General features: G+C 57.9%; 24 protein-coding genes. 12 read left to right on the forward strand and 12 right to left on the reverse strand.

Translation table 11 applies throughout. The annotated features are described in order from the left end of the window. The first annotated feature begins 127 nt into the window (after nucleotides 1–127). Entirely contained in the window at nucleotides 128–1,405 is a 1,278-nt protein-coding gene (locus ACR0MJ_RS17865; RefSeq protein WP_170397954.1) for a 4-aminobutyrate--2-oxoglutarate transaminase, read from the forward strand. A gap of 2 nt (nucleotides 1,406–1,407) precedes the next feature. Continuing rightward, nucleotides 1,408–2,883 (forward strand): NAD-dependent succinate-semialdehyde dehydrogenase, encoded by a 1,476-nt coding sequence (locus ACR0MJ_RS17870; RefSeq protein ID WP_480762018.1) that lies wholly within the window; start codon nucleotides 1,408–1,410, stop codon nucleotides 2,881–2,883. Between the two features lie 58 nt (nucleotides 2,884–2,941). Here the strand turns inward: ACR0MJ_RS17870 and ACR0MJ_RS17875 are convergent, their stop codons facing one another. From ACR0MJ_RS17875 to ACR0MJ_RS17895, 5 genes are all read right to left on the reverse strand, one after another. Continuing rightward, nucleotides 2,942–4,147, reverse strand: a complete 1,206-nt coding sequence (locus ACR0MJ_RS17875) for an MFS transporter (RefSeq protein WP_170407966.1) — start codon at nucleotides 4,145–4,147, stop codon at nucleotides 2,942–2,944. Nucleotides 4,148–4,233: 86 nt separating this feature from the next. After that, nucleotides 4,234–5,985, reverse strand: coding sequence for a gamma-glutamyltransferase (gene ggt, locus ACR0MJ_RS17880; RefSeq protein WP_480762019.1), 1,752 nt, complete (start codon nucleotides 5,983–5,985; stop codon nucleotides 4,234–4,236). 84 nt (nucleotides 5,986–6,069) lie between these two features. Then, nucleotides 6,070–6,501, reverse strand: a complete 432-nt coding sequence (locus ACR0MJ_RS17885) for a universal stress protein (protein ID WP_170397943.1) — start codon at nucleotides 6,499–6,501, stop codon at nucleotides 6,070–6,072. Continuing rightward, complete coding sequence (locus tag ACR0MJ_RS17890; protein ID WP_170397940.1) at nucleotides 6,498–9,107, reverse strand: TRAP transporter permease; 2,610 nt, start codon at nucleotides 9,105–9,107, stop codon at nucleotides 6,498–6,500. The genes ACR0MJ_RS17885 and ACR0MJ_RS17890 overlap by 4 nt, the downstream gene beginning before the upstream one ends. 107 nt (nucleotides 9,108–9,214) lie before the next feature. Next, the gene (locus ACR0MJ_RS17895) at nucleotides 9,215–10,177 is read right to left on the reverse strand and encodes a TAXI family TRAP transporter solute-binding subunit (protein ID WP_170397937.1); all 963 of its coding nucleotides are present in this window, start codon (nucleotides 10,175–10,177) and stop codon (nucleotides 9,215–9,217) included. A 242-nt stretch (nucleotides 10,178–10,419) separates the two neighbouring features. Here ACR0MJ_RS17895 and ACR0MJ_RS17900 point away from each other — a divergent pair, with 242 nt between their 5' ends. The 3 genes from ACR0MJ_RS17900 to ACR0MJ_RS17910 are packed head-to-tail and all read left to right on the forward strand — an operon-like array spanning nucleotide 10,420 to nucleotide 14,170. Next, the gene (locus ACR0MJ_RS17900) at nucleotides 10,420–12,810 is read left to right on the forward strand and encodes an ATP-binding protein (protein ID WP_480762020.1); all 2,391 of its coding nucleotides are present in this window, start codon (nucleotides 10,420–10,422) and stop codon (nucleotides 12,808–12,810) included. After that, nucleotides 12,807–13,424 (forward strand): response regulator transcription factor, encoded by a 618-nt coding sequence (locus tag ACR0MJ_RS17905; RefSeq protein ID WP_170397932.1) that lies wholly within the window; start codon nucleotides 12,807–12,809, stop codon nucleotides 13,422–13,424. The genes ACR0MJ_RS17900 and ACR0MJ_RS17905 overlap by 4 nt, the downstream gene beginning before the upstream one ends. Next, nucleotides 13,421–14,170 carry a PhnD/SsuA/transferrin family substrate-binding protein gene (locus ACR0MJ_RS17910; protein ID WP_170397929.1) on the forward strand — a complete coding sequence of 250 codons (750 nt, stop codon included), beginning with the start codon at nucleotides 13,421–13,423 and terminating at the stop codon, nucleotides 14,168–14,170. Before ACR0MJ_RS17905 ends, ACR0MJ_RS17910 begins: the two co-directional genes overlap by 4 nt. A gap of 127 nt (nucleotides 14,171–14,297) precedes the next feature. Here ACR0MJ_RS17910 and ACR0MJ_RS17915 read toward each other — a convergent pair whose 3' ends face one another. The 3 genes from ACR0MJ_RS17915 to ACR0MJ_RS17925 are packed head-to-tail and all read right to left on the reverse strand — an operon-like array spanning nucleotide 14,298 to nucleotide 17,844. After that, complete coding sequence (locus tag ACR0MJ_RS17915) at nucleotides 14,298–15,809, reverse strand: heme biosynthesis HemY N-terminal domain-containing protein (RefSeq protein ID WP_480762022.1); 1,512 nt, start codon at nucleotides 15,807–15,809, stop codon at nucleotides 14,298–14,300. A 10-nt stretch (nucleotides 15,810–15,819) separates the two neighbouring features. Then, complete coding sequence (locus tag ACR0MJ_RS17920) at nucleotides 15,820–17,076, reverse strand: COG4223 family protein (protein WP_480762023.1); 1,257 nt, start codon at nucleotides 17,074–17,076, stop codon at nucleotides 15,820–15,822. A gap of 54 nt (nucleotides 17,077–17,130) precedes the next feature. Then, entirely contained in the window at nucleotides 17,131–17,844 is a 714-nt protein-coding gene (locus tag ACR0MJ_RS17925) for a uroporphyrinogen-III synthase (RefSeq protein WP_480762025.1), read from the reverse strand. 97 nt (nucleotides 17,845–17,941) lie between these two features. On the opposite strand from ACR0MJ_RS17925, the gene tsaD reads away from it, so the two are divergent. The 4 genes from tsaD to ACR0MJ_RS17945 are packed head-to-tail and all read left to right on the forward strand — an operon-like array spanning nucleotide 17,942 to nucleotide 20,691. Next, complete coding sequence (tsaD, locus tag ACR0MJ_RS17930; protein ID WP_480762027.1) at nucleotides 17,942–19,039, forward strand: tRNA (adenosine(37)-N6)-threonylcarbamoyltransferase complex transferase subunit TsaD; 1,098 nt, start codon at nucleotides 17,942–17,944, stop codon at nucleotides 19,037–19,039. Beyond that, nucleotides 19,036–19,998, forward strand: coding sequence for an NAD(P)H-dependent glycerol-3-phosphate dehydrogenase (locus ACR0MJ_RS17935; protein ID WP_480563157.1), 963 nt, complete (start codon nucleotides 19,036–19,038; stop codon nucleotides 19,996–19,998). Before tsaD ends, ACR0MJ_RS17935 begins: the two co-directional genes overlap by 4 nt. A gap of 1 nt (nucleotide 19,999) precedes the next feature. After that, nucleotides 20,000–20,269, forward strand: coding sequence for a YciI family protein (locus tag ACR0MJ_RS17940; RefSeq protein ID WP_170425387.1), 270 nt, complete (start codon nucleotides 20,000–20,002; stop codon nucleotides 20,267–20,269). Continuing rightward, a complete protein-coding gene (locus tag ACR0MJ_RS17945) occupies nucleotides 20,269–20,691 on the forward strand; it encodes an EVE domain-containing protein (protein WP_170397911.1) in 423 nt (140 codons plus the stop codon). Before ACR0MJ_RS17940 ends, ACR0MJ_RS17945 begins: the two co-directional genes overlap by 1 nt. Before the next feature lie 222 nt (nucleotides 20,692–20,913). On the opposite strand, the gene ACR0MJ_RS17950 is transcribed toward ACR0MJ_RS17945, so the two are convergent. Next, nucleotides 20,914–21,255 carry a DUF2853 family protein gene (locus ACR0MJ_RS17950; protein ID WP_170397892.1) on the reverse strand — a complete coding sequence of 114 codons (342 nt, stop codon included), beginning with the start codon at nucleotides 21,253–21,255 and terminating at the stop codon, nucleotides 20,914–20,916. Nucleotides 21,256–21,446: 191 nt separating this feature from the next. On the opposite strand from ACR0MJ_RS17950, the gene ACR0MJ_RS17955 reads away from it, so the two are divergent. Beyond that, complete coding sequence (locus ACR0MJ_RS17955; RefSeq protein ID WP_170425381.1) at nucleotides 21,447–22,094, forward strand: DUF899 family protein; 648 nt, start codon at nucleotides 21,447–21,449, stop codon at nucleotides 22,092–22,094. 4 nt (nucleotides 22,095–22,098) lie between these two features. Here ACR0MJ_RS17955 and ACR0MJ_RS17960 read toward each other — a convergent pair whose 3' ends face one another. The 3 genes from ACR0MJ_RS17960 to ACR0MJ_RS17970 all read right to left on the reverse strand — a co-directional run bounded on the left by ACR0MJ_RS17960 (nucleotide 22,099) and on the right by ACR0MJ_RS17970 (nucleotide 24,668). Next, complete coding sequence (locus ACR0MJ_RS17960; protein WP_480762029.1) at nucleotides 22,099–22,848, reverse strand: extensin-like domain-containing protein; 750 nt, start codon at nucleotides 22,846–22,848, stop codon at nucleotides 22,099–22,101. Nucleotides 22,849–22,861: 13 nt separating this feature from the next. Continuing rightward, nucleotides 22,862–24,250 (reverse strand): adenosylhomocysteinase, encoded by a 1,389-nt coding sequence (ahcY, locus tag ACR0MJ_RS17965; RefSeq protein WP_480762031.1) that lies wholly within the window; start codon nucleotides 24,248–24,250, stop codon nucleotides 22,862–22,864. 103 nt (nucleotides 24,251–24,353) lie between these two features. Beyond that, complete coding sequence (locus tag ACR0MJ_RS17970) at nucleotides 24,354–24,668, reverse strand: hypothetical protein (RefSeq protein WP_170397881.1); 315 nt, start codon at nucleotides 24,666–24,668, stop codon at nucleotides 24,354–24,356. 206 nt (nucleotides 24,669–24,874) lie between these two features. Between ACR0MJ_RS17970 and ACR0MJ_RS17975 the strand changes: the two genes are divergently transcribed. Both ACR0MJ_RS17975 and ACR0MJ_RS17980 read left to right on the forward strand, forming a co-directional pair. Continuing rightward, a complete protein-coding gene (locus ACR0MJ_RS17975) occupies nucleotides 24,875–25,468 on the forward strand; it encodes an HD domain-containing protein (protein WP_170513484.1) in 594 nt (197 codons plus the stop codon). A 74-nt stretch (nucleotides 25,469–25,542) separates the two neighbouring features. Further along, a complete protein-coding gene (locus tag ACR0MJ_RS17980) occupies nucleotides 25,543–26,367 on the forward strand; it encodes an FkbM family methyltransferase (RefSeq protein WP_480762035.1) in 825 nt (274 codons plus the stop codon). The last annotated feature ends 30 nt before the right edge of the window (nucleotides 26,368–26,397 follow it).

Genomic DNA, 26,397 nt, shown 5'->3' on the forward strand with positions numbered 1-26,397 from the left:
TCCTGCCGGGACGGTAAATCAATGGCTTATGAATCACAAGAAACAGGCTTTCGCTTGCACGCGCAGATACTACAGTCGCGCAGTCAAACATACGGGCACCGCGCCCGGAAACGGGAAAGGACGCAAGATGCTGAACGCTCAGATTGCTGAACGCCGGAATACCTCGATCGCGCAGGGCGTGGGGATGCAAACGCAAGTCTATGTGGACCGTGCCGTGAATTCCGAGGTCTGGGATGTCGAAGGCAAACGCTATATCGATTTCGCCGCAGGCATCGCCGTTGTGAACACCGGGCATTGCCACCCCAAGGTGATGGAGGCTGTTCAGAAACAGGCCGCAAACTTCACCCATACCTGCCATCAGGTTCTGCCTTATGAGAATTACATCCGTCTGGCCGAGCGCCTGAACGAGAAAGTGCCCGGCGACTTCACCAAGAAAACCGTCTTTGTCACTACAGGTGCCGAGGCGGTCGAGAATGCCGTCAAGATCGCGCGTGCTGCCACTGGCCGCCCGGCTGTAGTGGCCTTTGGCGGCGCTTTTCACGGCCGCACCTTCATGGGCATGTCGCTGACCGGCAAGGTTCAGCCCTATAAAGCGGGCTTCGGCGCGATGATGCCCGATACCTATCACGTCCCGTTCCCGATCGATCTGCATGGCACCTCGACCGAAGATTCGCTGGGTGCTTTGACTAAACTGTTCAAGGCCGATCTTGATCCGGGCCGGGTGGCCGCGATCATCATCGAACCGGTTCAGGGCGAAGGTGGCTTCTACCCCGCTCCGGCTGAGTTGATGCGTGGTCTGCGCGCGCTTTGCGACGAACATGGCATCGTTCTGATTGCCGATGAGGTACAGACCGGCTTTGCGCGCACTGGCAACCTGTTCGCGATGGACGCTTATGACGTCTCTGCTGATATCACCACCATGGCCAAAGGTCTGGCCGGTGGTCTGCCGCTGGCCGCCGTCACCGGTCGTGCCGAGCTGATGGACGCCGCGCACCCGGGTGGTTTGGGCGGAACCTATGGCGGCAACCCGCTGGGGATCGCCGCCGCCCATGCTGTGATGGATGTGATCGAGGAAGAAGACCTGTGCACGCGCGCCAATGAGCTGGGCTCGCGCTTGAAACAGCGTCTGGAATCGATCCGTTCCCGCACGCCCGAGATCGTAGATATTCGTGGTCCGGGCCTTATGGTTGCGGCCGAGTTCAACACGACCGACGGCAGCGCCCCAAATCCCGATATGGCAAACGCCATACGGGTCGAGGCATTGAAGCGTGGATTGATCCTGCTGACATGTGGCGTATATGGGAACGTAATTCGTTTCCTCGCGCCGTTGACGGTGCAGGACGAAATCTTCGCCGAGGCCATGGATATCCTCGAAGCCTCGATCGACGCTGCCAAAGGAGCCTGAACATGCTGGATACCAAAGTGACCAAGCTGGAGCTGAAAGATCCCAGCCTTCTGGAACCCCGCGCCTATATCAACGGTGAATGGGTCGAAGGTGAGGCAACGTTCCCTGTCTACAACCCTGCAACCGGTGATCTGATCGCCAATGTGACAGATGTCAGCATCGAAGGCACAACACAGACCATCGATGCAGCTTACGCTGCGAAGAAGGAATGGGCTGCTCAGACTGGCAAGGAACGCGCCGCCATTCTGCGCAAATGGTTCGACCTGATGGTCGAAAACGCAGACGATCTGGCAACCATCCTGACCGCCGAGATGGGTAAACCCTGGCCCGAGGCGCGCGGTGAAATCCTATATGGCGCGTCCTTTATCGAGTGGTTCTCGGAAGAGGCCAAGCGTGTTTACGGCGACGTCATCCCCGGCCACCAGCGCGACAAGCGCATCGTGGTGCTGAAGCAGCCCGTGGGCGTAGTGGGATCAATCACGCCTTGGAATTTCCCCAACGCGATGATCACGCGCAAAGTTGGCCCGGCGCTGGCCGTGGGCTGTACTTTTGTGGCGCGCCCAGCGACGTTGACGCCGCTGTCGGCGACGGCGATGGCGGTTTTGGGTGAACGTGCGGGTATACCAGCGGGCGTGTTCAACGTGATCCCGGGCACAGACAGCTCGGGCGTTGGTAATGAGCTTTGCACCAATGACAAGGTCGCCAAGATCACCTTCACCGGCTCGACCCGTGTAGGACAGATCCTGATGCGTCAGGCGGCGGGCACCATCAAGAAGATGTCGCTGGAACTGGGCGGTAACGCACCATTCATCGTCTTTGACGATGCCGACGTGGATGCCGCCGTGGATGGCGCGATGATCGCGAAGTTCCGCAACAATGGCCAGACCTGCGTCTGTGCCAACCGCATCTATGTGCAGGCGGGCGTCTATGACGAGTTTGCTGCCAAGCTGGCCGAGAAGACCAAATCTTTGAATGTCGGCGACGGCTTTGGCGACGGCATCACCACAGGTCCCCTGATCAATCAGGCGGCGGTCGACAAAGTTGAAGAACATATATCGGACGCGGTTTCCAAAGGGGCGACTGTAACGCTGGGCGGCAAACGCTCGGATCTGGGTGGGACATTCTTTGAACCCACCGTTCTGACTGGCGTAACCCGCGACATGGTTGTGGCAAAGGACGAAACCTTCGGCCCCGTCGCTCCGCTGTTCAAATTCGAGGAAGAAGACGACGTCGTCAACATGGCCAATGACAGCGAGTTCGGCCTGGCCTCGTATTTCTACAGCCGCGATCTGGCGCGCGTCTGGCGTGTGGCCGAGGCGCTGGAATCGGGCATGGTGGGCATCAACACTGGCCTGATCTCGACCGAAGTCGCCCCGTTCGGCGGTGTCAAACAATCCGGTCTAGGCCGTGAGGGTTCGAAATACGGGATCGAGGATTTTCTTGAGATGAAATATCTCTGCATGGGTGAAATTCAGTAAACGACCCTCGCCTTGAACTTTCCACGCACTCGCAGCCTGCTGCGGGTGCATTTTCGTTTCAGACCGATGCGTGCCCGCGCAGACGGAACACCAACGGCATCATCACCAAGACCAGAGCCGCCGAGAAAAAGAACGGTGCGCCGGGCAGATAAGTGCCTTCGCCATCGACCGACGCCTGAAAGATGCCGGTCATCACCAAAGGCGACAGAACCGCAGCGACAGAAGACAGTGACGCGATGACTCCCTGCACCACGCCCTGCCGGTCTTCGTCCGCCTGGTTCGAGGCCATAGCCGTGATCAAGGCAGGCACGAGGTCGGACAGCGCGGCAAGCAGAATAAAGATGACAAGTGCCGTAACCGTTACGGTGAACCCAAAGCCGATCATTCCGACCAATGCCGATACCATCCCCAGCAGCAGGGTCCGGTAGTCGCCGATCCAGCGAATGAAGACCGGCATCAATCCGGCTTGGACGAAGGCCAACAGCACGCCGTATGCGGCCAGCGACAGGCCGATATACAGCGTGGACCAGCCAAACACCTCTCGTATCCAGAAGGCCCAGAGGGTGGGGTAGACCATGTTGGCAAATTCAAAGATGAAAATGCACAGCAGCGGCACCGCCAGCCCCGGAAAGCGGAAGGCGTCAAAAATCGATTTGAACGGGTTCAGGTCACGCTTGCCAAAGGGGCGGCGCTTTTCTGGTTTCAGGCTTTCGGGCAGGACGAATACTCCGAACAGGGCGTTGGCCGCGGACAAAACCGCGGCAATCCAGAACGGCGCAGTGATACTGATCCCGGCAGCGATGCCGCCGATGGCTGGGCCAAGCACAAACCCAATCCCGAAGGCCGCCCCGATCAGACCGAAATTCGCCGCCTTCTCAGTCGGTGAGGATATGTCAGCGATGTAAGCCGTTGCGGTAATATAGGTCGCCCCCGCAAGCCCCGCGAGCGTTCGCCCCAGAAGAAGCAGCCAGAATGTTTCGGCCAGCGCCATGATCACATAATCCAGCGCCAACATGGTCAGCGCTGCGATCAGGATCGGCCTGCGGCCAACCGCATCCGAAATGCTACCCACGATAGGTCCGCACAGGAACAGCGCCCCGGCATAGGCGGCCATCAGCAGCCCACCCCAAAAGGCCCCTTGTCCGGTATTGCCCGCACCGACGCGATCCATCAGGTCGGGCATGATCGGGAACACGATGCCGATACCGATGGCATCAATCATCAGCGTGATCAGGATAAAGGTTATCGCGCGGCTTTTGAACATACCGCCCTATCGGACGAGTATTCTGATAAAGCAAGAGAAAAGGGCTGCGTGGTACAATTGTCCAGCAGCCCTTTTCCAGTTCATGTTTATTGGCCCAAAGCCACGCCTTCGCGACGCGGATCAGCCGCTCCGATCAGCTGGCCATCCTTGATCAGGATGGCGTGAAGCCCACTGTTGAGATCGACCTGTTTGACCTCATGCCCCTTGGCTGTCAGAGCATCAGCGAATTCAGCAGCGGATGTCCCCTGCTCCAGATCCATCGCAGACCCGTTGCGATGCACAAAATGCCCGGTTTCGATGGCATCCTGCGGGTCCATTTCCCAATCCAGGATCGCAATGATCGTTTTGGCCACATAGTTGATAATGCGGCTACCACCGGGTGAGCCGATCAGCAGATAGGGCTCACCATCCTTCATCACGATAGTTGGTGACATCGAGCTGCGCGGGCGTTTGCCACCCTCAACGCGGTTGGCCACCAGACGGTCGCCATCCTTTGGTGCGCGGTCGAAATCGGTGAGTTCGTTGTTCAGCAGGAAACCCCGCACAAAAACCCGGCTGCCAAAGGCGGTCTCAATAGTGGTCGTCATCGACAGCGCGTTGCCGTACTGATCTCGGATCACGATATGGCTGGTGCCGGGACGACCCGGGTTTTGCGAGGGCGCAAACAGGGCGGTGTGATCACGTGGCGGCTCACCTGCCTGACGCTTCTCGCTGGCTGCAGCAGGGTCGATCATCTCCGAGCGCAGCTTTAGATAGTCCGCGTCCAGCAGACCCTTGACCGGTACATCGATAAAATCGCCGTCGGCCATGTAAAGCGCGCGGTCGGCATAGGCCAGCTTGGCGGCCTCGGCATAGAGATGCGCCATCTCGGCGTTCCAACCGGTGCCTTCGAGGTCGAAGTTGCTGAGGATCCCCAGAATCTGGCCCACGGTCAGGCCGCCGGAGGTTGGCGGACCCATTCCGCAGACATCGTAGCCGCGATAATCGGCGCAGACGGCGGGGCGGATTTTGACGCGGTAGTCGGCCAGATCTTCAAGCGTGATGTTGTTTTCCACCTTGGATGTGGCATCCACTGCCGCCACGATATCTTCGGCGATGGGGCCGCTATAGAAGGCGCCTGCGCCCTGATCGGCCAGAATGCGCAGGGTTTCGGCAAACTCGGGGTTCCGTAGTAAGGTTCCAGCCTGCAGCGGCGTGTCATCTTCGTTGAAGAAATACGCTTTGCCCGCCGGGAACACACCGACTGAGCGCTCACGTTCAATCGTGCTTTGGATCGAGTTTGCCATGCGGGGCGAAACCTCAAACCCCTGCTCGGCCTGATCGATGGTAGACTGGAACAGCGAGGCCCAGTCTTTCTTGCCATAGAGGTTATGGGTCACTTCCATCAGGCGCAGAATGCCCGGAACGCCAACAGATTGTCCGCCTACAACAGCTTCGGGCCACGGCATCTTTTGCCCGTCCGGCAACAGGAACCGTTCAGGCGTGGCTTTCGCGGGGGCCTTCTCGCGCGCATCAAAGGTGGTCAGTGTCTTGGCCGACGCATCCCAATACAGCATGAACGCACCACCGCCGATGCCCGATGATTGCGGTTCAACCAGATTGAGCATCAGCTGCACGGCAATCATCGCATCTGCGGCTGTGCCACCTGCGGCCAGCACATCATATCCGGCTTTGGCAGCAATGGGATTGGCGGCCGAGACCATGAACTCGGTGCCAGTCACCGAGTTTTTGTCCTCCCAACCATAGCCATATTCCGGCGCAGGGTCCTGCGCATTGGCCGCGCAAGCGACAACACCCAACGCCAGAACGGCGCCGGTTTTCATGAATGTCTTCATCATAGAAATCTCCCGGTAAGGATCTGCGAGATTGGCTACTGAGTAACAAGCTTCAAATGGCAGATTCTCAGCTTAAATCCGATCGATTTACCGCACAACATATACTGACGTGTGCGAATGCCTCACGACCCGCGCCGCATTCGGACCGAGCAAATAGTCCTTCAAGTCAGGCTTATGCGCGCCGATCACGATCAAGTCCGAGCCCGCGCCTTCCGCGGTTTTGAGGATCTCCTGATAGGCGCTGCCAGTTGCCACCACATGACGGACCTTGGCGTTGCGCTCTTCCCCCAGCGTGGCGGCGCAGAGGGCGACCAGCTTTTCATGAGCCTCTTCAATCACCTTTTCATGGTGGTGGGGCTCAAAAAAACTGCTGACGAACCCCTCTCCATAATCGGGCGTCACCGTCACCACATCCAGCCGCGCGCCATCCATTTCGGCCAGCGCTGCGGCGCGTTCAAGGACAGCAACATCAAGATCGCCATTGCTGATATCCACGGCGCACAGAATAGCTTGGGTCATGCGGGTTCTCCCTGTTTTGCGGCGCGGCCGCGCTGGAGGAAGGCGACAAGACCCAACAGGATCAGCGCCGGGATAAAGATCAGCTCTTTCGCGGGCTGGCTTTGCGGGGCCTGAATGCTGGTGATGCGAACGGCATCGTCAGCATAATAGTCGAACATGTCCAGCTCATCCGCGACCGGCGTTCCGAACATCGGCTCGTCAAGCTTGACCAGACCATCCTCTTCCAGCGTCATCAGGCCCAAAGCGTCAACGCGTGCTGTACCGTCGGCTCCTTCCGGAATGTCCAGAACAACGGTGGTTTCGGTCATATTGCCAGTGTCAAAGTCCGGACCTGCGACCTCAATCCGCATGGTGCTGCCGGGTGCGGCCTCACCCACGGCCTGTGTCAGCTGTGCCGGTTCGATCTGCGCAAAGGGCGGTGCGATGCGGTTCATGAAGAAATCCGGACGGAACAGCGCAAAGGCGATCAGAATCAGCGCCACGCTTTCATAGATGCGGTTCTTGGTCAGGAACCAGCCCATGGTACCTGCGGTGAAGATCAGGATCGCGATGGTCGCAGAGACGGCCACCAAGATGCCCTGTACCCAGCCCACATCGATTAGCAACAGATCGGTGTTGAAGATGAACACGAAAGGCAGTGCCACGGTGCGCAAGCTGTAGAAGAAGGCGGTGAAACCGGTCTTAATCGCATCCCCACCAGAAACGGCGGCGGCCGCAAAGCTCGCCAGACCAACCGGCGGTGTCACATCAGCCATGATGCCGAAGTAGAACACGAACAAGTGCACCGCGATCAGCGGCACGATCAGCCCATCCTGCGCGCCCAGTTCGACAACCACACCCGCCATCAGCGAGCTGACCACGATATAGTTCGCCGTGGTCGGCAATCCCATCCCGAGGATCAGGCTGAGCAGACCCACCAACGCCAGCATGGCGATCAGGTTACCGCCTGACAGGAACTCGACCAGATCGGCCATCACTTGGCCCACGCCGGTCAGCGTCACGGTGCCCACGATCACACCCGCAGTGGCGGTGGCCAGCGCGATACCAATCATGTTGCGCGCGCCGTCGATCAGCCCGTTCCACAGGTCGACGACACCGGCCTTGAAGGCATTCGCTGTGTCACTTTCACCCCGGAAGATCGACTTGAGCGGTTTCTGCGTCAGCAGGATCACGAACAACAGCGAAGTCGCCCAGAAGGCTGATAGGCCCGGTGATTTCTGTTCGATCATCAGGAAATAGACCAGCACGATGATCGGTAGCAGGTAATGCAGACCGGCCTTGTAGATTTCGGCAATTACCGGCAGTTCAACCTCTTTGGCATTAGGATCGTCAGGCACCAAGTCCTCTACTCCGGAAGCCAGCCAAAGCAGGATCAGATAGGCCAAAACGATCAGCGCCGACAGGACCAGACCCGACGCATCGGGCATGAGCGCGACAATCGCTTTGATCGGGTACTGGATGCCATAGCACAGCCCGGCAAAGCCCACGAAGAACAGCGCCATTCCACCGATTGTGCGCCCCATCGAAACGACGCGGTCGCCCAGCGTCGGCATGTTCCGCTTCACCGCTTCAAGGTGTACGATGTAGACGAGCGCGATGTAAGAAATCGCGGCGGGCAGGAAGGCGTGGGTGATCACCTCAACGTATGAGATGCCCACATATTCCACCATCAGGAAGGCAGCAGCGCCCATCACCGGTGGCATGATCTGGCCGTTAACGGATGAGGCGACCTCAACCGAGCCCGCTTGTTCGCTGGAAAAGCCCACACGCTTCATCAGTGGGATAGTGAAGGTGCCGGTCGTGACAACGTTCGCAATGGACGAGCCCGAGATCAGGCCGGTCGCCGCAGAACCAACAACAGCCGCTTTGGCCGGGCCACCGCGCAGGTGCCCCAGCGCGCCAAAGGCCATCTTGATAAAGTAGTTGCCCGCGCCCGCCTTATCGAGCAGCGCGCCGAACAGCACGAAGAGGAAGACGAACTTGGTTGAAACGCCCAGCGCGATGCCAAAGACGCCTTCGGACGTGATCCACATATGGCTCATCGCCTTTTGCAGGCTGGCGCCTTTCCATCGGATCACCTCGGGCACCCACTCGGAGGAACCAAAGAAGACGTAGGCCAGAAAGATCGTGGCGATGATCGCCATTGCCGGGCCAAGCGCGCGACGCGCGGCCTCGAACAACAACAGCAGGCCAACAAGGGCGAACCACTTGTCGGTGTCGTCTGCGAGACCGCCCGCATCGACGATCTTTTGGTAGAAGAAATAGCCATAGAGGGCCAGAAATGCGCCCACGATCCCCATGATCCAATCCTGAATCGGGATGTAGTTCCGCGGGCTGGATTTCAGTGCCGGATAGGCCGAAAAGGCCAGGAACATCGCAAAGGCCAGATGAATCTGGCGTGAGTTGTTCACTACACTGCCCGGCAGCAGATAATTCGATAGGGGAGAGGCCAGAACGACCTGGAACACCGACCACAAGACCGCAACGATCGCCAGAAACAGCCCGACATTACCCGCCGGATCACGCGCGCCTGCGTCTGATGAGGCAACCAGTTCCTGAAGCTCTTCTTCGGAAAGAGGGCGATTGCCCTGTGTGTCGGAACTCATGTTGGTATCTCCCTGTCCTTCGGCCTTGGTTTTTGCGGCCGTCTTGTCTCCGGTTTAGCCCGGATATGAATCGGGGCGCCCCGAAAGGCGCCCCGTGTCAGGTCTGGTTACTGAATCCAGCCTTTTTCTTTGTAGTATTTCTCAGCGCCCGGATGCAGCGGTGCCGACAGACCATCCGCAATCATTTCTTCCGGTTTCAGGTTGGCAAATGCCGGGTGCAGCTTTTTGAAGTCATCGAAGTTCTCGAAGACCGAGCTGACAACCGCATAAACCGCGTCTTCCGACACGTCAGCCGAAGTCACGAAGGTTGCACCAACACCAAATGTCGAGGTGTCACCATCCGAACCACGATACATGCCACCTGGGATGGTTGCGGTACGGTAGAAGGAGTTGTCACCAACCAGCTTGTCAACCGCGTCGCCGCTGACGTTCACCAGTACCGAGTCACAGGCGGTGGTGGCTTCCTGAATCGAACCCGATGGGTGACCAACGGTGTAAACCATCGCGTCGATCTGGTTGTCGCACAGGGCAGCTGACTGTTCAGCCGCCTTCAGCTCGGTCGCCAGTTCGAAATCGTCTGTGGTCCAACCCATTTCGCCCAGCAGCACTTCCATGGTGCCACGCTGACCGGAACCGGGATTGCCGATATTGACGCGTTTGCCCTTCAGGTCTTCGAAATTCGAGATACCCGCGTCGGCACGCGCCACAACCGTGAACGGCTCTGGGTGTACCGAGAACACGGCACGCAGGTTCTCAAACGGGCCGGCTTCTTCGAATTTCGAGCTGCCGTTGAATGCGTGGTACTGCCAGTCCGACTGTGCCACCCCAAACTCAAGCTCGCCTTCGCGAATGGTGTTGATGTTGTAAACCGACCCCCCAGTCGACTCCACCGAACACCGGACCCCGTGCTCTTTCCGGCCCTTGTTGACCAGACGGCAGATCGCGCCACCCGTCGGGTAATAGACACCCGTAACGCCGCCAGTTCCGATCGTGATAAATTCTTCAGCATATGCCGCTGGTGCCATCAGGGCCGCCGCGGCAAATGCGGTGATTGAGGTTTTCTTGAACACTTTGACACTCCTGTTGTCAGTCTTTTTTGATCTGTGGGGTGCCTGAAACCTTTCAGAACACAACAGAAAAAATCGCACTGGAATCAGCCCCCCCGATGATAAAGAGGAAAGCGAAACCAAACAGCAGGTGTCTATACGGTAGATTACGTATAGGCTTGGATTCAGATATAGGGGAAAGAGGGTAACTGATCACATTCTGTGACTGTGATACCGACCCGTGCAGAAGGTCGTTTGGACAAGAATTGAACTACGCAGGGCAACAAGAAATACGCCAGGACCACACTGAGCCAGCCCGCAGGCGAAGATCGCTGCGCGCCACGCTTGCGCTGTGTTTGGGTGGGCTGCAGTTCATCGCCATCCTTTCGGTGATCCTGTCGACCTTTGTCAGCTCGGAGAACGCGCTGTTGCGGCAATCCCGAACATCGCTGAACGAAGTCAGTGTCAATGTCATCGGCCAAGTCAAAAGTTTTCTGAACCCCGCCCGGCAGGCCTTGGATGCAACTCGGCGACTTGCTGAAAATGACGTACTGGATATCAGCGATCCTGGCGTATTGGAAAGCCATTTTTTTCAGCAGCTACAGGTCGCGCCTCAACTCGCAGGGATGTATCTGGCCGATGCGACGGGCAGGTTTGTCTATGTCATGCGCGCGGAAGAGCCCGGACGCTATCGCACCAAGTTCGTTCCGCCATTCCTGCCCGGCACCGCGGAACATCCCGCCGATTTCCAATGGCGCAACGATCAGTTCACATTGCTGGAAACGGCCACTACCCAGACTGACACCTATGAGGCGCGCACCCGGCCCTGGTTCAGAATGGTGACCGAAGCCAAAGCACCGATCTGGACAGAGCCTTATATCTTCTTCACCACGCGCCAGCCGGGGATCACTTATAGTGTCCCCATATTGGACGATACCGGAGCTATCCGTGCCATTTTGGGTGTCGATATCCAGATCGACGCCCTGTCGGGATTCCTGCTGGACATCTGGTCGGAACGACGCGGTGCCGCGCTGGTTCTGAACGAAAATGGCGCGGTGCTGGCGCATCCAACGCTGGTGCTGATCCGGCAGGAAGCACATATGGAAGCGCCCGAGCTGACGCGTGTGGACCAAATCGCAGACCCCATCGCACAAAAGGCGTTCGGAGATGTCGTGCAAACCGGTCTGAGCGACACGGAAGGACCGGTTCATACCGATTTCCAGCTGAACGGTCAGGACTATGTGGCGATGCTGATCGAGGTGTCCGAGCCGGGGCTGCGTTGGTTGATCGGGCTTTATGCGGCCGAGGACAACTTTATTGGCGAGATCAAGAAGAACCGGACGCAAGGCGTCTGGATCGCGCTTGCCATTGCCATTCTGACCGGCGCAATTGGTTTGGCCATGGCCGACCGGATCTATGCCCCTGTGCGCACCTTTGCCAGCCAGAGCCAGCAATTGCGCAGCGGAGAGATCACCACCGAAGAAGGCCTGCACAGCCCCTATCGCGAGCTGGAAGACACCGGCGCGGCTCTGACACAGGAAGTTCGACAACGGCAACGGTTCGAAACCGCCTATGGCCGCACCTTCGATCTGGCCTCGCGCGGGATGGCGCAGATCTCGCCCGAAACGGGGCGGTTTCTGCGGACCAACGAACAGCTGTGCGATATCATGGGATATCAGCCGGATGAATTGGAGAGGATGACGCTGGCCGACATCCTGCCGGAAGACGAACAGCGGATCGCGGTCAAGTTCCGCGAAACCCTGCTGCAGGATTCCGAGTTCATCGCCGAGAACCAGTTTATCCGAAAAGACGGATCCCCCATCTGGTTGCGGGTCAATGCCATCCTCATCCGCGATGAAAGCGGGACCCCTGATCATGCGGTTGCCATTATCGACAACGTCAGCGATCGAAAGCAGGCCGAGGATGAAGTAAGCCGCCTCAGCCGCGATCTGTCCCATGTGGCACGGGTCAACCTGATGGGCGAGATGGCCTCGGGGCTGGCGCATGAGCTGAACCAACCGCTAAGCGCGATTTCCTATAATGTCGACGCCGCGAAGATCACGCTGGATGAAATCGGCGATCCCGATCCTGAGGTTATAGAAATCCTTTCGGATATCGACCGCCAGTCGCGCCGTGCGGGCGACATCATCCGCGCCCTGCGTGATGTGGTGCGTAAGGATCGCGGACGTCAGACTCCGTTTGAACTGAACGGGCTGATCCGGCAAACCGTCAGCCTGATGGACGCCGAGGCGAAGTTACACGAGATCAAGCTGCTTTATGAAGAAACCGACCTTCCTCTTGTCATCGGAAACCGGACACAGATCGCGCAAGTACTGGTTAACCTGTTGCGCAACGCGATCGACGCCCTGGCCCTGGATCCGGATGGCAAGGGTAAAATCACCATCACTACAAAGACCAGCGATGAACTGGTCGAGGTGCGGGTTGAGGATAACGGGCCCGGGATTAGCGATGGTGTCACCTTGTTCAACTCGTTTGACACCCAGAAGACCGACGGGATGGGGCTGGGCCTGTCCATTTGTCGGACCATCGTCAAAGCCAATGACGGAGCCATTTGGTACGAGCCTACTGAGACGTCCGGGGCGCGCTTCTGTTTCACCCTGCAGCGCCGCGATCAGCCCAAGGAGGATCACGCATGACCTTTGAGCCGCTGGTCGTCTATATCGTCGATGACGATGAAGATGTGCGCGTCGCCTTATCACGCTCGCTCAGCAAACGCGGACTAAGGGTCGAGCATTTTGCCGATGCGCAGACATTTCTGAATCAGGTGCATGAGGACGCAAAAGGTTGCCTGATCCTGGACTATGGCATGCCCGGCATGGACGGGCTGGAATTGCAGGAACATCTGAACCGGCGCGAGTCGACCATACCGGTCATTTTCATCTCGGGTCATGGCGGCATTCCGGAATCCGTGCGGGCCACCAAGGCGGGTGCAATTGATTTTCTGGAAAAACCCTTTGACCTGCAGGTGCTGATCGAACGGATACAGGCCGCGTTTGAAATAGGCGACCGTCTGCGCGCCGAGAAATCGCGACGTCAGATGCTTGCGGACAAGCGCAGACTTTTGACCGACCGCGAGGAGCAGGTCCTGCAACATATTCTGACCCACCCCGCGCGCACGTCGAGCAAGGAGATCGCAACTGCCTTGGGTATCAGCCCGCGCACGGTAGAAATTCATCGCGGGCGCATCCAGCAGAAGGTCGGCGTGAAGACCACGATAGAGCTGTATGAACTGTTCGGGCAGATGCAATGATCGCAAGCCTGATGATGTATGCCCGCCCTCAGCTTGATGAGGCACATCTGCGATACTGGAACCTCATCCGTGACAATCTGAACCGCGCCGGGATCGAGAGCCCTGAGCATCTGTCGCAGGACGCCGAGGAATTCTCGGTCTGGCAGCACCCGGAACTGGTGCTGAGCCAGACTTGCGGCATGCCGTACCGGACATGGCTACACGATAAGGTCGCGTTGGTTGGCACGCCAGACTATGGTCTCGACGGGTGCCCGCCCGGCTATTACCGCAGTGCTCTGGTCGTGCGCGCCGATGATCCACGCACAAATCTGATGGCGTTTCGGGAAGCGGTGTTCGCTTACAACCAGACATTTTCGCAATCTGGCTACGCCGCGCCTTATTGGCATCTTGAGCCGCATGGCTTCTGGTTCAAGCACCGTGTGCAAACCGAAGGTCACCTGAAGTCGGCGCATGCCGTTGCGGAAGGTCACGCCGATATCGCCGCCCTTGATGCGGTTTCTTGGCGATTGATGGCTGAGTATGAAGAGTTTGCCGCATCTCTGCGGGTGTTGGAGTGGACGGACCCGACCCCTAGCCTGCCATTGATCACTGCGGAGGGTAACGATCAGCAAGCGATTTTTACAGCGGTTGAACGGGCAATTGCGCAGTTGGATGACGCGGATCGTACTGCCTTGGGGATCAAAGGTCTCGTGAGGATTCCGGCCGAGCGTTATCTGGACGTGCAGAACCCGCCGGGATCGGTTTAGTCGTCTTGTGTGCCGGTGTCGCCGACGACAGCCGATAGCACATAATGGCTTTGGTCGTCCTTGATCAAAATCGGTGGGCCGGGTTGTTTAAGCTGCGGAACGACGCTTTCAACGCCGAGACCGCGCGTTAGGTCTGTCGCGCGACTTCCTCCGAGACCGGCTCGGCCTTTCCCTCGATCAAGTCCTCTTCGACCGGCTCTTCAAGTGACTCTTCAGCACTTTCTTCAGGTTCCTCTGCCTCTTCAGCCTCTGATTGATCCTCAAGCGCGCCAACGATCAGAGGCAGCATGTGCACACCCGTCGCACTAGCAATCTCGGGCGTCTGAGGCGTCTGCCAGCTGAGCGTATCGAAGCTACCGCAGTTCTGGCATACCGGTCCCCATTCAGGCTGAATGTCGTGGCAATTGGTGCAGACCCATTGCGGCCCGCGCGGTGCGTTCAACGCCTTGGCCAGCCAACCCTGAACCACCGCGTCCGAGGCGCCCTCGCCCCGTTCAATCGCAGCCATCAGCGTGTAGGCCCGTGCATCCCCCTGCTTTTCGACAACATCACCCAGCGCGCGTCGCGCTTCGGGGAAGTCTTCGGCTACGATGTTCAGCTCGGCCAAAATCAGGCGTGTTTCCATATTATCTGAATGAATGCGGGTCAAAGCGGTGAACCGCTTGATCCGCTGTTCAGGTGTTTCGTCTGGCACAATCTCGGCAAAGGCATGGGCCAGATCGGGGTGAGGTTGCACTTCCCACGCCTTTTTCAGAATCTTGGTTGCTGCACGCGGTTTGCCCTTTTCGATATAGGCGCGCGCGGCCATGGCGGCTGCCGGGACAAGATCGGGTGAAAGGCGGTTTGCCTCAATCGCATGTTCCTGCTGTTCGACCGTCGCCGTGTCGTCCAGCAGCACTTTGGCCTCGGACAAAGCCAGGACTGCGTCGCGCCGCTTGAACACATCGCGCGGCAAATACCCGGCCTTCAGCTTCGAGGTCAACGTGGACCGCGCACCGGCCCAATCCTGCGCCTTGGTCTGCAGGTTCAACAGCACATCCTGCGTTTCTTCATGCCGGGGTTTGAGGGCCAGAGCCTTCTCGGCCAGCTTGCGCGCGGTTTCATCATCGCCTTCGGCCAGCTTTTGCTTCATGATCCCGCGCACACCGACAAATCGCGTGGCGTTGTTGGTGACCAGCTTCTTGTAAGTCTCGGACGCTTTCTTGGTATCACCGGTCATCTCGGCTGCCTGCGCCACCAGCAAATTGGTCAGTTCCGGATTGTTCAGCAGCTTCTCGGCCTTATTGGCCTTGGTCATCGCCACGCGCCCCTCACCCGAGGCCAGCGCCATCAACCCGTCCGCCAGCGCCTGATATCCTCGCTTTTCCCGACTGCGATCGAAATAACGTGAAAGGGCGGTTTCATCACCGTTTAGGAATTTCAGCGTGGCGATCAGCAGCGTAAGCAGCTTGAAGAACAACCAGACCGCAAACACCAGCACGCCCAGCGCGATCACTGATTGCAGCGGGCCCAGTGTGTATTCGGTGCCTGCGACGGTGATCTGCACGCCGCCGGATGATTCCATCAAGAACCCGGCACCCATGGCCAGCAGGCCGATAATCGCAACAAAAACAAGGATCTTTAACAATGACCACAGCATGGCAGGTCCTTCAGTTCGAGTTCAGGCTTGAAGCAAGCGTGTTTGCGGCCTCGACGGCTGAGACCCGCGTCTGCGCCGCCTGCGCCCAATCCGCCAATGCGGTTTGTGCCGCTTCGGGCAGGGATTTCAATTCGGTCAGCGCCTTTGAGACATCACCATCTGCCAACGCTGCCTGAGCACGCGACAAGACCGCGTCCGGATCGTCGCCCTCTTGCGGGGTCACCGACCGCGCGCCTGTCTGGCGCTGCAAGAAAGCAACCAAGCCTGTGCCTTTATCGGCATCACGGGCATCCGCCAGTGCGGCGCGGGCTGCGGGGGCAAACGAGCTGCGCAGCGCCGAAAGCGTCTCAACTCCGTCCTTCGAAGACGCAGCCAAGGCATCGGGTACATCGACACCACCGGCTTTCAGTTCAGAGACCAAATCTTCATAGGGTTGACCGGCATCCAATTGACCATGCAAACGCGACAGGATGGCAGCGTTGGTCGCCGCGCGCGCCTCGGCCGAAGCTTTAGCCTCTAAAGCCTGCGCGTCTGAGACCATCTTTTCCACTTCGCTACGCTGAGCGGCCAGAGAATCCTGTAGTTTCTTCAATTCTGCCTCGAACGCGGCTGTGGCCTCGGGCGAGACATTTGCTTCAAGCGGCTGCTTCTCAAGCGCGGTCAGGCGTTCCTCAAGCGGGTCGACCTTACCGGTCAGGCCATCAACACTGCTCTTCACGGCAGTCAGATCGCTTTCGACCGGAGCAAGCTTATCCGACAATGCCTTGATCTGATCTGACAAGCCCGAGACATCGGGGCCTTCAGCAAGAGTTTTTGTCAGTTGGGCAATCTGATCGGATTGTTCCGCCAGCTTCGACTCGAGCGCGGAAATTGCGTCCGAGCTATCTGCTCCTTGAGACAATAACCCGCTGTTGCCTGCAGCAAATCCGAGGCCTGCAGCAATAACCCCGCCCAACAAAGCCGGAACAAACCCACCGCGTTTTTCGACTGTGCGTTCGATCAGCTTTTCTTCGGTCGGCTCGGCCCTGTTCAGGGCTTCGGCTTCGGCTTCGGCTTCGGCTTCGGCTTCGGCTTCGGCTTCGGCTTCGGCTTCGGCTTCGGCTTCGGCTTCGGCTTCGGCTTCGGAAGTCAATTCGTCCGCAGCGTTATCCGCGTCAACGGATTTCTCATCCGACACTGCATCACTTTCGGTCTCGGCGGCTTCTACCACCTCTTCGACGCTGGGGTCTTCGACCGGTTCCTGATCGGGTTTCTTCTTATCAGCCACCGCGTTAATCCCCTTATCGATTCCCAAAACACATGAACAACAGACTAACCCAAGTTAATCTGCACCCGGCGCGCTCTCAACCCGCATCACGTGTTTCACGAGTTTTTTCACGGCTTTCTGCATTTTGTCCGGGGTCGGTTCATCCGCGATCTTCAGCCGCTCGAAACTCAGTGTTTTAAGGGGTTCCGCCGTGGCTTCGCTGATCGCGGCCAGCCACAGAGGCGCGGATCCGGCCCAGACATCGGCAAATTGTCGCGCTGTGCGGGGCGAAAATAGCGGGGCGATGATGGGCTGATCACCCTCGGCGGCGTGGGAAGCCTCATCACTCAGCGGCAAAAGCTGTTGCCGATAAATCGGCTGTTCGCGGGTGGTCAGCCCGGATTCAGTCAAACGCGCGGCCACGTTGCCACGGCTGTGTTCTCCGCGCAGATGTAGCAGCGGGCTGTTTGGCTTGAGTTTCAGCAGATTGGCCACCAGCCCTTCGGCCGTCGCACCCAGCATCTGAGCATCCCACCCTGCTGCCTGCGCTGCCTGCGTGGTCACCGAACCAACGCAATAGGCGGGCAGGCTGCGTTCCACATTCAATACGGCGGCGGCATTCACGCCATTTGCCGAGGAAAAGATCAGTCCAGCAGAATCATCGGACTCAACCATGACACCCAGCGGTTCGATTTTTAACAAGGGCGAATGGATAACCGCGACTTGCGACCGAATGTGGTCCGGCAGTTGCGCAACGAACCTGTCCGAGGCGGCGCGAGGGCGGGTCATCAACAAATACAACGGTCGGCGCCTTCGGCCTTGGGATTGTTTGCATCCGCGCGGGGTGATACCCCGCTTGGCAATCATGATGCAACGGATCAGGCCTATGGTGCAAACACTTACCGTCCTTGGACTGGAAAGCAGCTGCGACGATACCGCAGCCGCCGTTGTGCGGCAGGGCACAGGCGTAGGGGCCGAGATCCTGTCATCCGTGGTGCATGGCCAGACTGAGTTGCACAGCGCCTATGGAGGTGTCGTGCCCGAGATCGCGGCGCGCGCACATGCCGAAAAGCTGGATATTTGCATCAAACAGGCTCTAACACAGGCCGATATGGGCTTAGATGATCTGGATGCAATCGCCGTCACCGCCGGGCCAGGTCTGATTGGCGGCGTGATGTCCGGTGTGATGTGCGCAAAGGGTCTGAGCGCGGCGACCGGGCTGCCGCTGATCGGGGTGAACCATCTGGCCGGGCACGCGCTGACGCCACGCCTGACCGACGGGATTGCCTTTCCCTACCTGATGCTGCTGGTGTCGGGTGGTCACTGCCAATACCTGATTGCGCATGGTCCGGAGCAATTTACCCGACTGGGCGGTACGATAGATGATGCCCCCGGTGAAGCCTTCGACAAGACCGCCCGGCTGTTGGGCCTGCCGCAACCCGGTGGCCCCTCAGTCGAGGCTGAGGCGCGCGCGGGCGATCCCAAACGTTTCCGCTTTCCCCGGCCCCTTCTGGATCGCCCCGGATGTGACCTGTCTTTTTCGGGACTCAAGACCGCGCTGATGCGGATGCGGGATAAGGTCGTAGCCGAAAAAGGGGGGCTGACCCGACAAGATCGCGCTGATCTGTGTGCCGGTTTTCAGCAGGCTATTGTTGATACCTTGGCTGAGAAAACCCGCCGCGCGATTGCCCAGTATCTTGAGACATCACCGTCAGAACCGGTTATTGCCGTTGCCGGAGGTGTCGCAGCAAATTCCGCTATTCGCTCAGGATTAGAGACTGTTTCCGCGGAAATGGGCGCCCGATTTACTGCCCCTCCGCTGGCTTTGTGCACTGATAATGCCGCAATGATCGCCTATGCGGGTATGGAACGATTCCGCACCGGTGCACGAGATGGGTTGGACCTGTCGGCGCGGCCCCGCTGGCCCTTGGATCAAACCAGCCCTGCAATGCTGGGTAGCGGCAAAAAAGGGGCCAAGGCATGAGCGTGACCGTCCTTGGTTCTGGCGCATTTGGAACCGCTCTGGCGATATCTTTGGCGGGCAATGGGCCTGTAACTCTCTGGTCAAGAGATGCCGAGCAAGCAGCGCAGATGCAGCACGGGCGCGAGAACCCGCGACGATTGCCGGGCGTTACACTGCCCGCCAGTGTTTCAGTGACAGCTGAATTTGAACAAGCGGCGCAATCCGATGTGTTGTTACTGGCCGTCCCAATGCAAAAGCTGCGCGATGCGTTGACGCAATATACCGGCGAACTGGGTGGCAAGGTTTTGGTGGCTTGCTGCAAGGGGATCGAACTGTCCACGGGGCTGGGTCCCGTTGCAGTCATCCGTCAAACCGTTCCGGACGCACTTCCGGCCTTGCTGACTGGCCCCAGCTTTGCCGATGATATCGCGCGCGGTTTGCCTACGGCGTTGACGCTGGCTTGTGATGATGCCGAACTGGGTGAAGCGCTTCAGCAAGAGCTGACAACTGCCAATCTGCGTCTTTATCGTACCGCCGATACCGTCGGGGCAGAGCTAGGTGGAGCGCTAAAGAATGTGATGGCTATTGGTTGCGGCGCGGCCATTGGTGCAGGGCTTGGCGATAGCGCCCGCGCTGCGTTGATCACGCGCGGATTTGCCGAGATGCAGCGCTTTGCCGCCCAGCGCGGGGCACGGCCCGATACGCTGATGGGGCTATCGGGGCTGGGTGATCTGGTTCTAACCTGCTCATCCGAATTGTCGCGAAACTATCGTTTTGGCCTTTGTTTGGGTCTAAGCAAGCCATTTGACAGCACCACAACCGTCGAAGGTGTCGCCACTGCGCAGGCCATGTCCGAAATCGCAGCGAGCGAAGGGTTAGACATGCCCATCAGCGCAACGGTGGCGAAACTCAGCAGCGGTGCCTACAGTGTCACCGACGCGATTCAGGCCCTGCTGGGTCGCCCACTCAAGGAGGAATAATATGCTCATCGCCCTGATCGCCCGGGATAAAGCTGGTGCCCTACAGACCCGGCTGGACAACCGCACGGCTCATCTGGCTTACATTGAAGAAACCGGTGTTGTGGCGCAGGCTGGCCCGTTGCTGGACGGCGATGCAATGATCGGATCGCTGGTCATTCTGAACGTCGAGGATCTGGCCGCCGCGCAAGCTTGGGCTGAGAATGACCCCTACGCGCTGGCCGGCCTGTTCGACTCGGTTGAATTGATCCCGTGGAAAAAGGTCATCGGCTGATGGCGTATTGGCTGTTCAAATCCGAACCCTCGACCTGGAGCTGGGATCAGCAGGTCGGCAAGGGAGACGCGGGCGAGGAATGGGATGGGGTGCGCAACTACCAGGCCCGCAATTTCATGCGTCAGATGCAGATTGGTGACCGGGGTTTTTTCTACCACTCGCAAAAGGACAAGGAGATTGTCGGCATTGTCGAAGTCTGTGCCGAGGCCCATCCCGACAGCACAACCGATGATGAGCGTTGGGAATGCGTGGATATCAAAGCCGTCCGGTCTTTCACAATTCCGGTCAAACTGGATCAGATTAAGGCGGATGAGCGTTTGGGTGAAATGGTTCTGGTCAAGAATTCACGCCTTTCAGTGCAGCCGGTCAGCGATACAGAATGGCAGTTGATCTGCGCTTTGGGCGAGACAGAGGCGGATTGAATGAAAAGGGAAGGCCCTGACGACTTCAGAACCTTCCCTACCCCGCGTGCTCCCAAGCTCACCACACGCATACGGAAATCTGTTGGTTCTGACCGTCCTGGTCATATCCTGACCTTAGCCGATTTCAGAACCGCGCTTCAAACGCCAAGTATTTAGAGTTTCAATCAAATACAAAACACCCGCCGGTAAGACCGACGGGTGCTGAAATGGTTCTTGGCTGGATCAGCTATAGACCGATTCTTTGCCGAAATGCTTGGTCAGCATGTAATAGACGACAGCGCGGTACTTGTTACGCTCGGACATGCCATAGGTCTCCATGGCCTTGTTGATCCCTTCCATCAGTTCGGGACCATCCGACAGGCCCAGCTTTTTGATGAGGAAGTTGTTCTTGACCGTCTCAAGCTCGCCTTCCTGGCTGGCCGCCACTGTCGACGCATCCGCGTCATAGATCGCCGGACCGCAACCGATGGTGACCTTGGTCAGCAGGTCCATATCGGGGTCCATCCCGCATTTGCCTTTTAGATCTTCAGCGTATTTAGCGATCAATTCGTCGCGTTTGCCCATGTCCCAATCTCCTTAATCCATTGTCACGGAACTTTTTACCGATGCACGAGAGACTAGCCTTGTCGGCGGAATTCCCAAAAGGGAAAAATCACAAGGTTTCCCCCTAGGCTGAACTTCGCGGGACTCGGTGATTTGATTTTTTCAGATTTATTATTTAACATTTTTGTTAATTATGATTCCCGGAGGTCCCCATGCCCGTAACGTTACCGAATGAAACCACCGAATATCGGTCAGCTCGTAATGCACTTCTATCCGCCGAGCGGGACCTGAGAGCAAAGGTTGAAGAGGTCGCGGCCTTGCGCCGTTCTCTTCCAACCGGAGGCAAAACCCCTAACGATTATGCGTTCCGAGATCTGGCAGGCGAGGGTGCGCCTATGTCGTCGCTGTTTGGCGATAAGGATACGCTGATTATCTATTCGCTGATGTACGGACCCGACGCGGAACGCCCCTGCCCTATGTGTTCGGCGTTTCTGGACGGGCTGAACTCTCAGGTTCATCATCTGAAGCAGAACGCCTCGGTCGCCGTAGTGGCGCAGAATACGCCCGAAAAACTCTCGGCGCTCAAGGATGAGATGGGTTGGAATGCGCTGCCGCTCTACTCAGCATTAGGGACGAATTACCAACGTGACTATCTGGCCGAGACCGACGGGGGTGATCAGCTTCCCATCCTGAATGTCTTTCAACAGCTCCCTGATGGCATTCATCACTTCTGGAGTTCCGAGCTGTTCTTTGAACCCAGCGATTGGCATCCCCGGCACGTGGATGCGGCTTGGCCACTGTGGAATGTTCTGGATTTCACGCCACAGGGCCGCGGCGATTTTATCCCGTCTCTACGCTGAGGTACTATCGGCAGTAGCCCCAGCCGGGCCCCTGCAGGTGGAAGTGATCGGCATGTAAGCGGTTGTAGTCAGGGCCAAGCACCACGCGGAACCAGTCACAGGCTCCGCGCCATATCTGGCGCAGAAAATCGGCCTCGGGCCCGTCAGCGTCCCAGTCAGCCAGCAGGTTCAAGCTGCGCCCGTCAGAGAGATCCATTCCGACGATGTCGATCGCGTCCGCAGTGGCGTGACTGCTCCAACCATTGTCTTGTCCTTGCGCGGTCCGCATCCGGCGGCAGTTATAGCTGCCGATCTGGCGCATTCTGCTGACGGAAGTCCCCAGTAGTTGCTGCGCAGCGGGTTGCACAACATGGTGTTCCCACATGACAAGCCGCAAAGTTGTGGCACACCGGGTCTCGACTGCAGTGACGCGGGCGTTCACCAGACCGAACAACCGGCCGCGTCCCTCGATTCCGCAATTCTGGTCCACCACCAGATCGTCCTGCGGATCAAACCGAGCTCCAGCCTCGGCCAAGGCTGCACGGCATAAAGCGTCATCCGCCAGTGCGCGGTTCAACTGGTAAGGGGTGACCGGGGTGACCGGGGCCGTCACGGTCAGATCACGCAGCGGGTTCCAGTGCGGGGGTACAGGCGTATTGGGATGGGCAAGCAGCCACCAAACGCCGCCGCCCAACACGGTCAACAGCGTTAAGAGGCCAAAAAGAAAAGACGCCGCCGAAAGCAGGATTCGGCGGCGTCTAGAAGCTTTGGTCATGCGTCTTTCGCACTTAGTAGCGGTAGTGTTCCGGCTTGTAGGGGCCTTCGGGTTTTACGCCGATATAGGCCGCCTGATCGCTGTCCATCTGGGTCAGCTTCACGCCGATCCGGTCCAGATGAAGACGGGCAACTTTTTCGTCCAGATGCTTGGGCAGGATGTAGACTTCGTTCTTGTATTCATCGCCTTTGGTGAACAGCTCGATCTGGGCCAGGACTTGGTTGGTGAAAGAGGCCGACATCACGAACGAGGGGTGACCGGTGGCGTTGCCGAGGTTCAGCAGGCGGCCTTCGGACAGCAGGATAATGCGGTTGCCCGAGGGCATCTCGATCATGTCCACCTGTTCTTTGATGTTGGTCCACTTGTGGTTCTTCAGGCTGGCCACCTGAATTTCGTTGTCGAAGTGACCGATGTTACCGACGATGGCCATGTCCTTCATCTCGCGCATGTGCTCGATGCGGATCACGTCCTTGTTGCCGGTGGTGGTGATGAAGATATCGGCGTTTGCGACTTCGTCTTCCAGAAGGGTGACTTCGAACCCGTCCATGGCCGCTTGCAGCGCGCAAATCGGGTCGACCTCAGTCACTTTCACGCGGGCGCCTGCGCCACGCAGCGAAGCCGCCGAGCCTTTGCCCACGTCACCATAGCCGCAGACCACGGCAACCTTACCGGCCATCATGGTGTCGGTGGCGCGGCGAATACCGTCAACCAGCGATTCCTTGCAGCCGTATTTGTTGTCGAATTTCGACTTGGTGACCGAGTCGTTCACGTTGATCGCCGGGAACGGCAGGTGGCCATCTTTCACCAGCTGATACAGGCGGTTTACACCGGTGGTGGTTTCTTCAGAGACGCCTTGGATCTGGTCGCGCATTTTGGTGAACCAGCCCGGAGACGCGGCCATGCGCTTGACGATCTGCTTCTTGATCACCTCTTCCTCTTCCGAACCCGGAACAGGGATAATGTCCTCTCCTGCCTCGGCACGTGCACCCAGCAGGATGTACAGCGTCGCGTCGCCGCCATCGTCCAGGATCATGTTGGGGCCTTCGTCGAACAGGAAGGATTTGTCCAGATAATCCCAATGCTCTTCCAGCGTCTGGCCCTTGATGGCAAAAACGGGAATACCAGCCTCGGCAATCGCCGCCGCCGCGTGGTCCTGCGTTGAGAAGATGTTGCACGACGCCCAGCGCACATCAGCGCCCAGCGCCACCAGTGTTTCGATCAGAACGGCGGTCTGGATGGTCATATGCAGTGAACCGACGATCCGCGCGCCAGACAGCGGCTTGCTTTCACCGTATTCGGCGCGCAGGGCCATCAGGCCCGGCATTTCCGTTTCAGCGATATCCAGTTCCTTGCGGCCAAACCCGGCCAGCGAAATGTCCTTAACGATATAGTCCCCGGCCATCAGGCTCTCCACTCCGGTAAATCTTGGTCCGGGCTGCCCCTAGCATTCCTTGGGACAGGAGGCAATGTGGATGGCCGGAAACAGGAAGTCTGGTGACAAAATATCAGCTTGGCGTACCCTCTGCCTTGATTTTGGGGATCGCTTCAAAAAAATCAGTGCCAACGGCGACAATACAACTCATGCCGTTCGCCTGGGTCACCAAAACGGTATAACTTCCCGTTTCCTTCGAGGTCCAAACCTCCATGACCGTCTGCCCGCCACGTGATTTCTGAAGACCGCCAAAGGTTAATTCCTCGGAGTAATTGTCTTGCAGTTTGGTAATCACGTGCTCGCGCTCTGCGCAGTTCTGGGCAAAGGCAGGTGGCGCGGTTGCGGCCATTCCGAAGGTTAGGGTTATTGCAAACAAACGCTTGAACATAGCAAGCTCCTTTCGATACGAGTTTCGTTTCGAGAGGGCGCAACTGGGAGGAGTCAGCACCCCCCTCAGTCCTTGATGTCGGGATCGTATCGCGCAGGTTCAAAGCACGAATGCTCAAGAAATTGTTGGCAGCATGTGATCCAGACAGATACATCATACCACAAGAACGCGAATTGAACGTGTCCCAGTTCACAAGGCATGGTAAAATGGCAACACAACCCAGAGCGTGGCAAAGAATGCTGTCGGGACGGCGGCTGGATTTGCTGGACCCGACACCCGTGGATATCGAGATCGAAGATATCGCGCACGGGCTGGCCTTTGTGGCGCGGTGGAACGGTCAGACCAACGGGGATTTTGCTTATTCCGTGGCCGAGCATTCCTTGCTGGTGGAAGAGCTTTTTGGCCGCATCGCACCAAATGCACCGACGAAATGGCGGTTGGCGGCACTGTTACACGATGCCCCCGAATATGTGATTGGCGACATGATTTCTCCGGTGAAATCCGCCGTTGGCCCGGATTATGGTGATTTAGACGACCGGCTGGCTGCTGCGATTCATATACGTTTCGGGTTGCCCGCCGTGGTACCAATAACAGTGAAACGCCAGATCAAGAAGGCGGACAAGATCAGCGCCTGGATGGAGGCGACGCAGATCGCGGGTTTTTCTGATACCGAAGCATCAAAGTTCTTTGGTCGTCCGGACAAGGCAATATTAGAGGGGTTGCAGATCAAACTGCGTCCCCCGATTGAGGTGCGGCAGGCCTATACCGCGCGGCATCAGGAATTGTTGGGCAGCATTTAGGTCGCCAATAGATCAGCAGCTCGGCCTATGCTAATTTTCCGCTAAAACAAGACCATAATCGGACGCAGGTTCAGATGAGCGACGCAGACAGCCAGATACCGGTCACGAACGCGCAGATGGAATATGCCAACGCGTGTTTACGTGAAGCGTACAATCTGACAGGCCGAGGGCGGGTGCGCAATCTGATCCGAAAGTCACTGCTGCCACAGTTGATCGCCTACCGGGGCATTCGAATCCACCTGCACCCTTATGACAATTTCAGCGAATTCTCTCTTTGGCAGAAGGGCCGGTCCCCGGAAGAGCTTGAGCTGAATTGGCTGAAAGAAAGCTTTGCGGGGAAGACTCTCAAGGTTTTGGATATCGGGGCAAATTTTGGTCTGTATTCACTTTTCTTGTCGTCAATTCTTAGCCCGGACTCTCGGATTCATGCGTTTGAGCCTAATCCGACACTGGCCGAACGCCTCAGCAATAATTGCTCTCTGAACGGATTTGGCAACGTGGAGCTGAACACTTTCGCGATCGCGGGCGAAACTGGTGAAGCGACGCTTATTATAGAAAAGCGGGGCGACACGGCCACCAATCTTGGTCAGGCGCGCTTGGCAAACGACCCAGCGTATCTGGAGCTATCAAAATACGATACGATTGAGGTGCAGACCCGAACACTGCTTGAGCTTACACATCTGCATGATGCCGATTTTGCCAAGCTTGATGTTGAAGGGCACGAGCCGAACATTCTTATGCCTTTTCTTGAAAGCGCAGAAGATGCAGCGCTTCCCCAATATCTACAGCTGGAAACCGTGAATCTTGGTGATAGCGCCGAACGCCTGTTTGCCTCACTTTCCGATCGTGGCTATGAAAATGCCTTTCAAACTCAACGTAATATCATCTTCGGAAGATAGGCCGTGCAAGGGAGAACCGCGATCATGATC

Source organism: Ruegeria sp. C6, assembly GCF_056537625.1.